The sequence below is a fragment of the Ruegeria sp. Ofav3-42 genome, assembly GCF_022347725.1.
In the GTDB taxonomy this organism is placed as follows: Bacteria; Pseudomonadota; Alphaproteobacteria; order Rhodobacterales; family Rhodobacteraceae; genus Ruegeria.
The window spans coordinates 36,920-50,387 of the sequence record NZ_JAKRGB010000017.1; the positions used below are offsets into that span (position 1 = coordinate 36,920).

Below are 13,468 nucleotides of genomic sequence, written 5' to 3' on the forward strand. Positions count from 1 at the left end.
GCTCAAACCCCAAGATACTTGTCTGTAACTTCCGGAGTAAGCGAACCAAAGTCTCCCACCCAGACCGATCTGCCCTTTTCAAGAATGACGGCTTTGTCGGCAACTGCGGACAATTCCTTGAGGGATTTGTCCACAACAATAATCGCCATACCCGTTTCAGCTTTCAGCTTAGATATCGCCGCCCAGATTTCCTGCCGAACAACCGGCGCAAGACCCTCGGTTGCCTCATCCAGCACCAGAAGGCGGGGGTTGGTCATCAGCGCCCGACCAATGGCCAGCATTTGCTGTTCACCGCCCGACAGGGTGCCAGCGGTCTGGTCCCTGCGCTCACGCAGTCTGGGAAACAGCCGGGCGACACGGGCAAAATCCCATTCACCCGGTCGCGCAGCGGCGATCAGATTTTCATAGACCGTCAGATCGGTGAAGCATCGGCGCCCTTCCGGCACCAGCCCCACCCCCATGCGGGCAACCTTATGGGGTGGCAACCGCGTAATGTCCTCACCGTTGAACAGGACCGAACCGCCGCGGTTTTTCAGCAATCGGCAAATAACCTTGATCGTCGTCGACTTCCCCATCCCGTTGCGGCCCATCAGTGCGACAAGCTCGCCATCTTCGACTGAAATATGGACGTCAAACAGCGCTTGAGAGGGTCCGTAAAAGGCAGATACATGGGCCATTTTCAAAAGGCTCATCCTGCGTCCTCCTCGCCCAGATAGGCAGTGCGCACGGTTGGATTGGACCGAATTTCCGCGACCGAACCCGATGCTATGATTTCGCCGTAAACCAGCACGCTAACCCGGTCAGCCAAGGTGAAGACGGCATCCATGTCATGTTCAACCAACAGGATCGGCGCTTTGCTCCGCAATCCGTCAAGGAACCCGATCAGCCGTTGCGAGCCTTCAAGCCCAAGCCCCGCCATAGGTTCGTCCATCAAAAAGGCCTTGGGTTCCAGCGTCAGGGCGACCGCAACCTCAAGCTGACGCCGCTGGCCATGAGACAGATCAGACGTTCTGAAGGCACGAAACTCCGCTAGCCCGACCTGCTCCAGCGCGTTTTCGGCGGCCTGAACCAACTTTTTATCTTTCATGACCGGTCTGAAGAACCGGAACACGTCGCCTCGGTGGCCCAGCGCGCCTAGAACCGTGTTTTGCAGAACGGTGTAATCCATGGCCAACGACGAGATCTGAAAAGTTCGCCCCATGCCCAGCCGGGCACGCGCAGCCGTAGACAGGGGGCTTACGTCCGTCCCATCAAAATAGACGCTGCCCTCGTCCGGTTGCAGCCCTCCGGCGATTTGTTTGATCAGCGTCGACTTACCCGCGCCGTTTGGGCCGATCAGAGCGTGGATTTCACCTGTACGCAGATCGAGGCTGATGCTCTTGCTTGCAACGAGGCCGCCAAATCTTTTGGTCAGGCCACGTACGTCCAGAACCGGCTCAGTCATGTGCGACCTCCCGGCCCGCGATCAGCCCGAACAACCCGCCCCGGGCAAACAGCACGACACCAAGCAGAATGGCACCCAGGTAGATGTGCCAATACTCGCTCAGACCGCCCAGACTGTGTTCGAGCAAAACGAACAGGGCCGCCCCGGCGACAGGCCCGAACACCCGGCCAACACCCCCGAGGATGACAAAAATCATGATTTCACCCGATGTCTGCCAGCTGAGCATGGATGGGCTGACAAACCGGTTCAGATCGGCAAACAATGCACCGGCCAGCCCGGTGATCGCACCGGAAATTGTGAAGGCTGTCAGATAGAGGCGATAAGGCACCTGCCCCACAGCCTGCACCCGGTCTTCATTTTGCCGCGCCGCCTGCAGCATCAACCCGAATGGCGATTTTTCGGCCCGATATACGCCATAGACCACTACCAGTAACAGCACATAACAGATGATGAAGAACTGGATCGGATCCATGGTGTTCAGACCGGGGAACCCGTTCCGCACGTAAATCGACAGGCCATCTTCGCCACCATATGCAGACCAGGAAATCGTAAAGTAGTATAGCATTTGCCCAAAGGCGAGCGTGATCATAATGAAGTAAACACCCGTCGTTCGCAGGCTCAATGCTCCGATAGCCAGCGCGGCCAGAGCGCTTACGACGATGGCAATCACCCAGATGATCATCATCGAGTTTGTGCCTTCGACCAAAACCGGCCATTCCAGCATCGGCGTGTAGGTCTGGGCATGATACGCCAGAATGCCCATGGCATAGCCGCCCAGACCAAAGAATGCCGCGTGGCCAAAGCTGACCAACCCACCAAAACCAAGCGCAAAATTCAGTCCGATACCCGCAATCGAGAAGATTACCGCGCGCGTGACCAGCGTGATCAAAAAGGGTTCGTCCGTAAACCATGCTACCGCAGGGATCACAACAAGCAGGATGAGAAGGCCGCCGTTCAGCAAGAATTCCCGTTTCATTTCATACCCCTCCAAACAGCCCTTTGGGCCGAACCAGAAGGACGCCCGCCATGAGGATGTAAATTGACATTGAGGCCAGCGACGACCCGACCGAAGTTGCGGCTGAAGGAGACAGGAACAGTGCAAACAGTTTTGGCAGCAGGAAGCCCCCCAGTGTGTCCGTGAGGCCGACCAGAATTGCGCCGATCAATGCGCCTTTGATCGAACCGATCCCGCCGATCACGATGACGACAAACGCCAGGATCAGAACCGGTTCGCCCATGCCCACCTGCACAGATTGAATTGCGCCAATCAGCGCTCCGGCCAACCCCGCAAGAGCTGCGCCGAGCGCGAAAACCAATGTGTAGAGGCTGGAGATATCGATTCCCAATGCGCCGATCATTTCCCGGTCATTCTCTCCGGCCCGGATGCGGATACCAATCCGGGTTTTGGCGATCATCCAGAACAGCCCGGCCGCGACGGCCAATCCAACCACGATGAGGCTGAGGCGATAGCGGGAATACTCGATACCAAACGGTAGAGAAACAGAGCCCGACAGGTAGTCGGGCGGGTCAAGGAACAGGGGAAATGACCCAAACACCCAGCGTGTGCCTTCTGAAAAGATCAAGATCAGCGCAAATGTGGCCAGAACCTGATCCAGATGATCGCGATCATAGAGCCTGCGGATGACGGTGGTTTCGACCACGACCCCGGCGGCAGCCGCAGCAGCCAGACTTGCAATGAGTGCGAGCAGAAACGAACCCGTCGCGGCCGCAACCGCTGCGGCGGCAAAAGCCCCGATCATGTAAAGCGATCCGTGGACGAGGTTGATCAACCCCATAACCCCGAAGATCAGTGTCAGGCCAGCGGCCATAAGGAACAACATAACGCCAAACTGCAAACCGTTAAGCGTTTGTTCCACCAAGAGAATCCAGGACATACTTACCCCTGTTTCAGCACAAGCCCGCCCGTCCTCTCGAACGGGCGGGCTTAGGGCAATTTACATCTGGCATTCGGCGGCATAGGCGTCGCCGCGATCTTCAAGACCTACCGAAATGATGCGGTTGGTGTAGACGTCACCTTCCTTGATCACCTCGCGGACATAGATGTCCTGAATCGGGTGATGGTTGGGGCCAAACTCAAAGTCGCCGCGGGTGGAGGAGAAGTTGGCCGCTTTCAGCGCTTCCCGGAACGCGTCCTGATCGGTGACATCGGCCGAGTCCATCGCTGACATCAACAGGTTCGCGGTATCAAATCCCTGGCTGGCATACAGCGAAGGCAGCCTGCCATACTTAGCCTGAAAGCTTTCGACAAACGCGGCATTGGTTGGGTTATCAATGTCTTTCGACCACTGCGATGTGTTGTGGACACCCAGTGCAGCATCACCTACGGCCTGCAGAATTCCCTGATCAAAGCTGAACGCGGGGCCGACAACCGGCAGGTCAACACCACTGTCGGCATATTGCTTCAGGAAAGAGATCCCCATTCCCCCCGGAAGGAAAAAGAACACACTGTCCGCGTCCGAAGCGCGGATCTGAGCAATCTCGCTCGCATAGTCAGTCTGACCCAGCTTGGTGTAAATCTCGCCGGCCACGTCACCTTCATAAAACCGCTTGAAGCCCGCTAGCGCATCTTTCCCGGCAGGGTAGTTCGGCGCAAGGATGAAGGTTTTTTCGTAGCCCGTCGAATTTGCATGGGCGCCCGCTGCTTCGTGCAGATTGTCATTCTGCCACGCGACATTGAAGTAGTTCTGGTGGCATCCGCGCCCCGCAAGAGGCGAAGGACCGGCGTTGGGCGAAAGATAGAACTTGCCTTGCGCCACCGCTCCGGGCACCACGGCCATTGCCAGGTTGGACCAGATGATGCCCGTCAGGACGTCGACCTTCTCGGATTGGATCAGCTTGTCCGCAAGCTGAACCGCAATATCCGGTTTGCGCTGGTCGTCTTCAACAACAACTTCAATATCGTCCCGGCCGGATTGCTCGACAGCCAGTACAAACCCGTCGCGCACATCAATCCCCAGTCCGGCTCCGCCACCCGACAAAGTTGTTATCATCCCGACCTTCAGGCCCTCGGCCTGGGCTCCGGTGGCCAGAGCGGCTGTGCATATCGCTGCAAGCAACGGTTTTAGTGACATGATGATCTCCCAGTTTTTTGTTTGGCTTGCTCTGAAGGTGAGCGTTGTCAGCGTCCGCCCGATCCCGGCAATGTCAAGAAGGCTTTAGTCTATAAGCCTCCCAATCTCTCTCTTCGGGGGTTTGCAGCTTGCACAGCAGGTCAATCGCCCTGCCTGCAGGGTGGACTTCGGAGTGAATTTTGCGGAGATATCTCTCATGCTTCACTTGATTTGACTGTTCAGGGCATATTGAGCCCCTGTCCCCCGATTTATTGGCCAAAGATGCATCTGGCATGCACAGATGTACCCGAAATACTGATAATGTTCAAGCTTAAAGCTTCAAGCTTGAAGAAGTGTAGCTTTTATTTCAGGGGGACGTGACCAGAAAGCATCGCAACGCGAAACACGTCAGAGCTTGACTGCAAAAACAATCTACAATGCTTTAAGTTTAAAGAAACATCATCTAAGATCAGCTTTGCAATGCGACTTCGTTTTGCATGACTTTCTTGAAATGGGGCCTTCCGGTCAATGAGTGACAAAGATGAACTGGCAAGAAGGCGTCTCAGAGCCTGGATCAGGCTCCTGCGAGCGACGCGCGCGACCGAGAACCACTTGCGGGAATTCCTAAGAACGCAACACGACACGACGTTGCCGCGTTTCGATGTTGCGGCGGCGTTGTATCGTCACAACAAGCCGATGAAGATGAGCGAGCTTGGAAAGCTGTTGCTGGTGTCAAACGGGAATGTCACGGCGATCGTTGAGCGGATGGAAAGTGACGGGCTGGCCAAACGTTGGCAGAGCCCGGATGACCGTCGAAGCGTGCTTGTGGCGCTTACGGATTCCGGGCGGAACAAGTTTGAAGATATGGCGCGCGCGCATGAGGCCGAGGTCAATGCGCTGTTCAGCGGCCTCGATGACAGCGATCTGGACATGGTTCGGGACCTCTTACACAAGGTCGAGCGTGATCACTGACCAGCGCCAACGCTACGCTTTTGGGCAAACCATTCGCTTATGATCCGCTGGACTGCTGTGTTTCCGCGATAAACATGGGTCCCCCTTTCCATCTGGGGAATCCAAACGCATTCACCATGGCAACATCAATATCCTGCGCGCACCGGGCGATCCCTTCATCGAGAATGGCCTGCCCCTCGGCCTGCATACACTCAAGTATGCGGCCCATGATGTGTTCGGCGCTCATTTTCCGGCGAACGATCCCTTTGCGGCTGGACTCCGAAACAACCAGTTCTTCCACCTCGGGGTTGGGCGATCGCTGTTTGCCGTCATAGATGTACCATCCCTGGCCGGTCTTTTGCCCAAACCAGCCTTGTTCACAAATCCTGTCCGCGATCTCGACATATCTCTGATCCGGATCGCGCGTTGCCGCCTGCCGTTTGCGCATTGCCCATGCGATGTCCAACCCCGCCAGATCCTGCATCTGAAAGACCCCCATCGGCAGGCCAAAATCGACCATGGCGGCATCGATTTCCCAAGGCAGCGCGCCGTCTTCCAACATGTATTCACATTCACGACGATAGGACGACATTATTCGGTTGGCGATAAACCCGTCGCAAACGCCCGACGTGACGCAAACTTTACCAAGCTGTTTTCCAAACCCGATGCAACTTGCCAGAACCTTGTCCGACACCAGATCGGGCACAACGATTTCAAGCAGTTTCATGATATGTGCCGGAGAGAAGAAGTGCAGCCCGATCACCCGTTCCGGATGGCTGATGGATCGGGCGATTTCGTTCACATCCAGATAGGACGTGTTGGTGGCGAGGATCGCATCGGGGCGGGTTACAGCGGCAAGGTCGGCAAAAACAGATTTCTTGACCTCCATCTCCTCAAACACTGCCTCAATCATCAAGTCCGCAGTCGCGAAGGCGGTGTAGCTGGTGGCCGATCGAAAGTTCTGCTCATGCAACTCATACCGGCTTTGGGAAATCAATCCGCGCTTCAGGCTCCCTGACAGGATGCCCATCACACGGTCCGCGCCCAGTTTGGCTGCGTTTTCGTCGCGTTCGGCCATAGTGACATTCATCCCCGCTAGAAGGCAGGCCGCCGCGATCCCGGCGCCCATTGTTCCGCCACCAACAACGCCAACGGTTTTGATTTCCTTTTTCGCCAGCCCCTTCAGGCGGCTCAACCGACCCGCATCGCGTTCCGCAAAGAACATGTATCGCAACGCACGTGATTGCCGGGACTCCTTGAGCCAAAGAAAGGTCTCACGTTCCTGCTTCAGCGCGGCGTCAGGTGGCAGGTCCAGCGCAGCCATGACTGCGCGCGCAGCGGCCGCCGGAGACAGCTGGCCACGGGCCTTGTTTTCGATCTTCGCCGCCTTGCCCTCGAAAGCCTCCATATCCGACGGCAAATTGACGGGGCGATCCAGAATCGAATGGTGATCGCCAGACGCAACCTTTTCGCTGGCAAGCTCCACCGCTGATTCCAAAAGGTCCTCCCCGGCCAGCGCATCAATTAGACCAGCTGTCACAGCTTGCTGCGCCTTGATGGGCTTGCCGCCGGATATCATGTCGAGCGCCAGTTCAGCCGGAACAAGGCGCGGCAATTGCACAGTGCCTCCGGCGCCGGGGATCAGGCCCAGATTGACTTCGGGCAATCCAAGCAGCGCATCTTCCTTGGCGATACGCGTGTGACAGGCCATTGCCAGCTCCAGCCCGCCCCCTAAAACCGTTCCATGTAGCCCGGCGACCCATGGCTTTCTGGCAAGTTCAATGGCCCTGAGAACATCTGGCAACAGAGGCTCGACAGGCGGCTTACCAAACTCATGCACATCCGCACCCGCGACAAACGTACGACCGGAACAAGCCAGCACAACGGCCTGCACGGTCGGGTCGTTATCGGTTTCGCGCAAGGCATCCAGCAAACCTTGCCGCACACTCTGACTGAGCGCGTTTACAGGCGGGTTGTTGATTGTCACGACCCCGATTGCGCCGCGTTTTGTAAGCGTGACCGTCATGGCCGTTCTCCGACAAGGGTTTTGACCAGCATGCTTTCAGGGTCAGTGAGATCGTCGATAACATCGAAATGGTGGCGTCCCGCCTCGACGTGAAGCCGTGTGTTTATTCCGGCGGTCCGCCAGCGCTCTGCCAGCAATGCCGATTGCCGGAGGAACTCCGGCCGCTCGTCATTGCCAACCCAGCACACCAGTTCAGGCCCTACCCCTGGGGTGCAAAGCACCGCGCTTTCTGCAGCGGCGGTTTCGTCCGTCAGGCCAAGCTGGCTGTTCATTTGGCTCAGCTTCAATGGGCGGAGATCATGAAGGCCGCTGATTGACACAACGCGCTCGATACGCGCGGACACACGCTCCTCCAGCGGAGAGTCCTCGCACATCATTCGGGTCACAAGTTGCCCGCCTGCGGAATGACCCGAAAGGTAAATTGGCCCTTCTATGCGCTGTGCCGCCTCGGTTATGGCGCTACCAATCTGGCGCGTGATTTCCGGTATCTCGGCTTCAGGAGCCAGAATGTAACTTGGCAGGCAAACAGCCCAGCCATGTTCCATGGCGCCCTGGGCCAGATGGGACCAATCGGATTTGTCGAATCTCAGCCAGTACCCACCATGCACGATCACGACCAGACCGCGTACCGGACCCGCTGGAAGGAACAGATCGAGTTTTTCGCGCGGGTGGTCGCCATAGGCGATGTCCAGTTGCGCATTGTCCGCCGTGTTTCGGAACTCGGCGGCCCGCTTTTTCCAGCGTGCCGGATACTCCATACCATTCGGAATGAATTCAGCATTTGCAAATGCTTCGGTCCAGTCAATTCCCGCTTCGTTTGTCATTTGAATGCCCGCGCTCTGGTGTGGATCAGGTTGGTGAAACCATATTGCTTTAAACTTAAATTTTCAAGCTTGAAGTAAATGAGGAAACGACCTAGGATGTACCCAAAATGAAGCCCTGATTTCAGATGGAGGCACAAATGAAGATTGCCTGTTTAGGGGGCGGGCCGGCAGGCCTGTACTTTGCGATTTCCATGAAGCTGCGCGATCCATCGCATGAGGTTGTGGTGTTTGAGCGGAACCGGTCGAACGACACGTTTGGCTGGGGCGTTGTTCTTTCGGATGACGCCCTTGAAAACCTGCAGGAAAACGACCCAAAAAGCGCGCAGGCGATCCGCGAAAACTTTGCCTATTGGGATGATATCGCTGTTGTGCATGATGGCGTCCGAACCGTGTCCGGCGGGCACGGGTTTGCTGGCATCGGCAGAAAGCAGATGCTGATCCTTTTGCAGGACCGCGCGCGGGAATTGGGCGTTGATCTGCGATTCGAAGCCGAATTCGGTACCGCTGCGGAATTCAGGGATGACTATGATCTTGTTGTCGTCTGCGATGGCATCAACTCACAAACCCGCACCGCTTTTGCGGAACATTTCAAGCCCGACTTGGATGTGCGGGCCTGCAAGTTCATCTGGCTGGGCACCCATCAGAAATTCGACGACGCCTTCACATTCATTTTTGAAAAGACCGAGCATGGTTGGATCTGGGGGCATGTCTATCAATTCGATGACGACACCGCGACGTTCATCGTCGAATGCGCGCAGGACACCTGGGACCGGTTCGGTTTTGAGGCCATGTCGAAAGAGGAGATCGTCGCCACCTGTCAGGATGTTTTTGCCACCCATCTTGACGGTCATGCGCTGATGTCCAACGCAGATCATTTGCGCGGCTCGGCCGTCTGGATGAACTTCCCGCGGATCTTGTGTGAGAAGTGGTATCACGACAATATCGTCCTGCTGGGCGACGCATCCGCGACCGCGCATTTTTCGATCGGTTCCGGTTCGCGGCTGGCTTTTGACAGCGCAATTGCCCTGGCCAACTACCTGCATTCCGAACCCTCGATGGAGGCGGCCTTCCAACGCTATCAGGAAGAGCGCCGTCTGGAAGTGCTGCGCCTGCAATCTGCCGCCCGGAACTCGTTGGAATGGTTTGAGGATGTAGAACGGTATCTGGACCTCGATCCGGTTCAGTTCAACTATTCGCTGCTGACACGGTCGCAGCGCATCAGTCACGAGAACCTGCGCCTGCGGGATCCGAAATGGTTGGAATCGGCTGAGCGCTGGTTCCAGTCACAGGCTGGCGTCGCCGAGGATGCACCAATACGCGCGCCAATGTTCGCGCCCTACAGATTGCGGGACATGGAGCTGCAAAACCGGATCGTCGTATCCCCCATGGCGCAATACAAGGCTGTCGATGGATCACCGACCGACTGGCATCTTGTGCATCTGGGCGAACGGGCAAAAGGGGGCGCCGGGCTCGTCTATACCGAGATGACCTGCGTATCCGACACTGGCCGCATCACGCCGGGATGTCCGGGGCTGTACAAAGACGAACATGAAACTGCGTGGAAGCGGATCACCGACTTTGTACACCACGAAACTAATGCCAAAATCTGTTGCCAAATCGGCCATTCCGGTCGCAAAGGTTCAACCAATCTGGGTTGGGAAGGCATGGACAAGCCCCTTACCGACGGCAACTGGGATCTGATTTCCGCTTCCGAAATACCGTGGTCACCCGACAACACAACACCCCGCGCGATGACACGCGCCGACATGGATGAGGTAACGGCACAGTTTGTGGCCTCCACAAAAATGGCTGACCGCGCGGGCTTTGACATGATCGAACTGCATGCGGCGCACGGGTATCTGATATCCTCTTTCATATCCCCGGTGTCCAACACACGCACGGATGAATACGGCGGGTCTCTGGAAAACCGGCTGCGCTACCCGCTTGAGGTGTTTGCCGCAATGCGTGGGGCATGGCCTTCTGAAAAGCCCATGGCGGTCCGAATTTCAGCCAATGATTGGGTTGGGGTCGACGGCGTCACCCCCGAAGAAGCCGTAGAAATTGCTCGCGCCTTTGAAGCCGCAGGCGCTGACATCATCGACGTGTCTGCCGGTCAGACCACGGTTGACGCAAAGCCGGTCTATGGGCGGATGTTCCAGACTCCCTTTTCGGACCGCATCCGCAACGAAACCGGTATCCGAACCATGACCGTCGGTAACATCTATGAACCCGATCATGTCAATTCGATCCTGATGGCTGGGCGAGCGGATCTGGTGTGTCTGGCACGCCCGCATCTGGCTGACCCCTACTGGACGCTGCATGCGGGTGCCTCAATCGGTGATCGTCACGCGGATTGGCCTCTCCCCTATCTGGCAGGCCGGGATCAAAGCTGGCGACTGGCGGACCGTGACGCAGAGGTGTTGGGCAAGGTATGACGATTTCAGGGAAACATGTCATCGTGACGGGCGGCGGTTCCGGTGTCGGCGCCGAAACGGCGCGGGAATTTGCAGATGCCGGTGCCAAGGTTACAATCATGGGCCGCGGACAGAAACAGCTGCAGGCTCAGGGACTGTCCTGGCAGGTGTGTGACGTCACCGATCCGGGCTCAGTCTCATCTGCCTTCGACGCGGCTCGCGCCGAGCACGGAGATATCGCAGTCGTTGTTGCAAATGCCGGAGCAGCGCTGTCGGTGCCTTTCGAAAAAATGTCGCCAGATGATCTGGATAAAATGCTTGGCGTCAACCTGACCGGCGTCTTCAACGTTTGGCAAGCCGCATTGCCCGACATGAAGGCTGCGGGCTGGGGCCGGATGATTGCCATTGCTTCAACGGCCGGCCTAAAGGGATACTCATACGTGTCGGGATATTGCGCTGCCAAGCACGGCGTTGTGGGACTAACCCGCGCGCTGTCTCTGGAATTGGCATCATCGGGCATAACCGTGAATGCGATCTGCCCGGGTTTCATCGAAACACCGATGCTGGACCGGAGCATAGCCAACATTTCTGAAAAGACCGGCATGACTTCGGAACAAGCCGCCAATTCACTTTGGCGCAACAACCCGCAGAAACGGTTTGTCCAGACCGACGAGGTGGCCGGAACGGCAATGTGGCTTTGCTCGGATGCGGCACGATCGGTCAACGGGCATGCGCTCAGCATTTCGGGCGGAGAAATATGACAGGGAGAGATCAATGCGCAGCGAAGTGACGCATTTCAAATGCGAAATTTCCGACGGTATCGCCACTGTGGCGCTGAACCGGCCGGAGCGAAAGAACGCCCTGTCCTTTGACAGCTATGCCGAACTGCGGGACTGGTTCCGGGATTTACACTATAGCGACACGGTCAAAGCCGTCATTTTTGCGCCGAATGACGGGAATTTCAGCTCTGGCGGCGATGTTCACGAAATCATTGGCCCGCTCACCAAAATGAACATGAAAGAGCTGCTGACCTTTACTCGGATGACCGGGGATCTGGTCAAGGCGATAGTGAATTGCGGCAAGCCGGTTATTGCAGCTGTTGACGGCATCAGCGCCGGGGCCGGTGCGATCATCGCCATGGCGTCGGATCTCAGGATCGCCACGCCCGAAGCAAAAACCGCTTTCCTGTTCAACCGTGTGGGTCTGGCGGGCTGTGACATGGGCGCCTGCGCCATCCTGCCTCGGATCATCGGTCAGGGCCGCGCTGCCGAACTGCTGTATCTGGGCCGCTCAATGAGCGCCGAAGAAGGCGCGGCCTGGGGATACTTCAACCGGGTCGTGCCGCAGGATCAGTTGCTTGATACGGCAAACGATCTGGCACGCCGGATCGCTGACGGGCCGAGTTTCGCAAACATGATGACAAAGACGATGTTGGCGCAGGAATGGTCGATGTCGGTTGAGCAGGCGATCGAAGCCGAAGCGCAGGCGCAAGCAATTTGCATGCAAGGTCAGGATTTTCACCGCGCCTACAACGCGTTTGTCGCCAAGGAAAAACCTGTATTCGAGGGTGACTGATGCCGGATAAAAGCTTTCTCAACTGGCCATTTCTAGAGGATCGTCACCGGGAACTGGCCGCGCGCCTTGAGGATTGGGCGGCTACCGAACTGGCGGGTATCGACCACTCGGATACGGATCAGGCCTGTCGCGATCTGGTCACGGCACTGGGACGCGACGGCTGGCTGCAACATTCCGCCGTTGATCCCGAAGGCGGTGCCCTGCTTGACGTCCGCAGCCTCTGCCTTATCCGCGAGACACTGGCCCGGCACGATGGTTTGGCCGATTTCTCCTTTGCCATGCAGGGGCTTGGAACCGGTGCGATTTCGCTGTTCGGCACCAAAGCCCAGCAATCCGAGTGGCTGTCGCAGACCCGTGCGGGTCAGGCGATCTCGGCTTTTGCTTTGACGGAACCTCAGTCAGGGTCGGACGTTTCCAGCTCGACCATGACGGCCGTGCAGGATGGCGACGACTTCATTCTCAATGGCGAAAAGACGTGGATTTCCAATGGTGGAATTGCCGACGTTTACACTGTTTTCGCCCGCACCGGTGAGGCACCGGGTGCCAGAGGGCTTTCTGCCTTCATTGTTCCTGCCGGCATACCGGGGTTCGAGGTGGTTGAGCGCCTTGAGACAATTGCGCCTCATCCGCTTGCAAGGCTCGGATTCACGGATTGCCGTATCCCCTCTTCCGCGCTCATCGGGGAACGAGGCTCAGGGTTCAAGATTGCCATGTCGGTTCTGGACGTGTTCCGGACCACCGTCGCGGCCGCCGCGCTTGGATTTGCCCGCCGTGCGCTGGACGAAACCCTGAACCGGGTCACCACCCGCCACCTTCAGGGCGCGCCGCTGTTCGATCTGCAGATGGTGCAGGGTCACGTTGCTGATATGGCGCTGGACGTCGATGCTGCCGCACTGCTGGTTTATCGCGCCGCCTGGACCAAGGACAGCGGCGCGCCAAAAGTGACGCGCGAAGCCGCAATGGCCAAGTTGTTCGCCACGGATCAGGCACAGGTCGTGATCGACAAGGCGGTTCAGCTCCACGGCGGAGACGGTGTAAAGGCCGACGAACCCGTCGAAAAACTCTATCGCGATATCCGTGCCCTTCGGATCTACGAAGGTGCCTCGGACGTTCAGCGCGTCGTCATCGCACGTCAGGCGCTTAACGCAAACCACGGAGTTTGA

General features: G+C 57.4%; 12 protein-coding genes. 5 read left to right on the forward strand and 7 right to left on the reverse strand.

Going from position 1 to position 13,468, the window contains the following annotated elements:
* Window positions 1-2: 2 nt before the first annotated feature.
* Genes MHN28_RS20245 through MHN28_RS20265 form a run of 5 tightly spaced genes read right to left on the reverse strand, consistent with a single transcriptional unit; the run spans window position 3 to window position 4,536 of the window.
* A complete protein-coding gene (locus tag MHN28_RS20245; protein ID WP_239344377.1) occupies window positions 3-692 on the reverse strand; it encodes an ABC transporter ATP-binding protein in 690 nt (229 codons plus the stop codon).
* Complete coding sequence (locus tag MHN28_RS20250) at window positions 689-1,444, reverse strand: ABC transporter ATP-binding protein (protein ID WP_239344378.1); 756 nt, start codon at window positions 1,442-1,444, stop codon at window positions 689-691. The genes MHN28_RS20245 and MHN28_RS20250 overlap by 4 nt, the downstream gene beginning before the upstream one ends.
* Complete coding sequence (locus tag MHN28_RS20255; RefSeq protein WP_239344379.1) at window positions 1,437-2,420, reverse strand: branched-chain amino acid ABC transporter permease; 984 nt, start codon at window positions 2,418-2,420, stop codon at window positions 1,437-1,439. Before MHN28_RS20255 ends, MHN28_RS20250 begins: the two co-directional genes overlap by 8 nt.
* Before the next feature lies 1 nt (window position 2,421).
* Window positions 2,422-3,339 carry a branched-chain amino acid ABC transporter permease gene (locus MHN28_RS20260; protein ID WP_239344380.1) on the reverse strand — a complete coding sequence of 306 codons (918 nt, stop codon included), beginning with the start codon at window positions 3,337-3,339 and terminating at the stop codon, window positions 2,422-2,424.
* Window positions 3,340-3,399: 60 nt separating this feature from the next.
* Window positions 3,400-4,536 carry an ABC transporter substrate-binding protein gene (locus tag MHN28_RS20265; RefSeq protein ID WP_239344381.1) on the reverse strand — a complete coding sequence of 379 codons (1,137 nt, stop codon included), beginning with the start codon at window positions 4,534-4,536 and terminating at the stop codon, window positions 3,400-3,402.
* A gap of 507 nt (window positions 4,537-5,043) precedes the next feature.
* Between MHN28_RS20265 and MHN28_RS20270 the strand changes: the two genes are divergently transcribed.
* Window positions 5,044-5,487, forward strand: coding sequence for a MarR family winged helix-turn-helix transcriptional regulator (locus MHN28_RS20270; protein ID WP_239344382.1), 444 nt, complete (start codon window positions 5,044-5,046; stop codon window positions 5,485-5,487).
* A 37-nt stretch (window positions 5,488-5,524) separates the two neighbouring features.
* On the opposite strand, the gene MHN28_RS20275 is transcribed toward MHN28_RS20270, so the two are convergent.
* Both MHN28_RS20275 and MHN28_RS20280 read right to left on the reverse strand, forming a co-directional pair.
* On the reverse strand, window positions 5,525-7,492 hold the full coding sequence (locus tag MHN28_RS20275; RefSeq protein ID WP_239344383.1) for a 3-hydroxyacyl-CoA dehydrogenase NAD-binding domain-containing protein: 1,968 nt from the start codon (window positions 7,490-7,492) through the stop codon (window positions 5,525-5,527).
* Complete coding sequence (locus MHN28_RS20280) at window positions 7,489-8,316, reverse strand: alpha/beta hydrolase (protein ID WP_239344384.1); 828 nt, start codon at window positions 8,314-8,316, stop codon at window positions 7,489-7,491. Before MHN28_RS20280 ends, MHN28_RS20275 begins: the two co-directional genes overlap by 4 nt.
* Window positions 8,317-8,453: 137 nt before the next feature.
* Here MHN28_RS20280 and MHN28_RS20285 point away from each other — a divergent pair, with 137 nt between their 5' ends.
* The 4 genes from MHN28_RS20285 to MHN28_RS20300 are packed head-to-tail and all read left to right on the forward strand — an operon-like array spanning window position 8,454 to window position 13,468.
* Window positions 8,454-10,751, forward strand: a complete 2,298-nt coding sequence (locus tag MHN28_RS20285; protein ID WP_239344385.1) for a bifunctional salicylyl-CoA 5-hydroxylase/oxidoreductase — start codon at window positions 8,454-8,456, stop codon at window positions 10,749-10,751.
* The gene (locus MHN28_RS20290) at window positions 10,748-11,491 is read left to right on the forward strand and encodes an SDR family NAD(P)-dependent oxidoreductase (protein WP_239344386.1); all 744 of its coding nucleotides are present in this window, start codon (window positions 10,748-10,750) and stop codon (window positions 11,489-11,491) included. The genes MHN28_RS20285 and MHN28_RS20290 overlap by 4 nt, the downstream gene beginning before the upstream one ends.
* Window positions 11,492-11,504: 13 nt before the next feature.
* The gene (locus MHN28_RS20295) at window positions 11,505-12,305 is read left to right on the forward strand and encodes an enoyl-CoA hydratase family protein (RefSeq protein ID WP_239344387.1); all 801 of its coding nucleotides are present in this window, start codon (window positions 11,505-11,507) and stop codon (window positions 12,303-12,305) included.
* The gene (locus tag MHN28_RS20300; protein WP_239344388.1) at window positions 12,305-13,468 is read left to right on the forward strand and encodes an acyl-CoA dehydrogenase family protein; all 1,164 of its coding nucleotides are present in this window, start codon (window positions 12,305-12,307) and stop codon (window positions 13,466-13,468) included. Before MHN28_RS20295 ends, MHN28_RS20300 begins: the two co-directional genes overlap by 1 nt.

What these genes read in the sequence shown, in the direction of transcription:
- MHN28_RS20245 (WP_239344377.1), bottom strand. Translation starts at nt 692, where the DNA reads ATGAGCCTTTTGAAAATGGCCCATGTATCTGCCTTTTACGGACCCTCT.
- MHN28_RS20250 (WP_239344378.1), bottom strand. Translation starts at nt 1,444, where the DNA reads ATGACTGAGCCGGTTCTGGACGTACGTGGCCTGACCAAAAGATTTGGC.
- MHN28_RS20255 (WP_239344379.1), bottom strand. Translation starts at nt 2,420, where the DNA reads ATGAAACGGGAATTCTTGCTGAACGGCGGCCTTCTCATCCTGCTTGTT.
- MHN28_RS20260 (WP_239344380.1), bottom strand. Translation starts at nt 3,339, where the DNA reads ATGTCCTGGATTCTCTTGGTGGAACAAACGCTTAACGGTTTGCAGTTT.
- MHN28_RS20265 (WP_239344381.1), bottom strand. Translation starts at nt 4,536, where the DNA reads ATGTCACTAAAACCGTTGCTTGCAGCGATATGCACAGCCGCTCTGGCC.
- MHN28_RS20270 (WP_239344382.1), top strand. Translation starts at nt 5,044, where the DNA reads ATGAGTGACAAAGATGAACTGGCAAGAAGGCGTCTCAGAGCCTGGATC.
- MHN28_RS20275 (WP_239344383.1), bottom strand. Translation starts at nt 7,492, where the DNA reads ATGACGGTCACGCTTACAAAACGCGGCGCAATCGGGGTCGTGACAATC.
- MHN28_RS20280 (WP_239344384.1), bottom strand. Translation starts at nt 8,316, where the DNA reads ATGACAAACGAAGCGGGAATTGACTGGACCGAAGCATTTGCAAATGCT.
- MHN28_RS20285 (WP_239344385.1), top strand. Translation starts at nt 8,454, where the DNA reads ATGAAGATTGCCTGTTTAGGGGGCGGGCCGGCAGGCCTGTACTTTGCG.
- MHN28_RS20290 (WP_239344386.1), top strand. Translation starts at nt 10,748, where the DNA reads ATGACGATTTCAGGGAAACATGTCATCGTGACGGGCGGCGGTTCCGGT.
- MHN28_RS20295 (WP_239344387.1), top strand. Translation starts at nt 11,505, where the DNA reads ATGCGCAGCGAAGTGACGCATTTCAAATGCGAAATTTCCGACGGTATC.
- MHN28_RS20300 (WP_239344388.1), top strand. Translation starts at nt 12,305, where the DNA reads ATGCCGGATAAAAGCTTTCTCAACTGGCCATTTCTAGAGGATCGTCAC.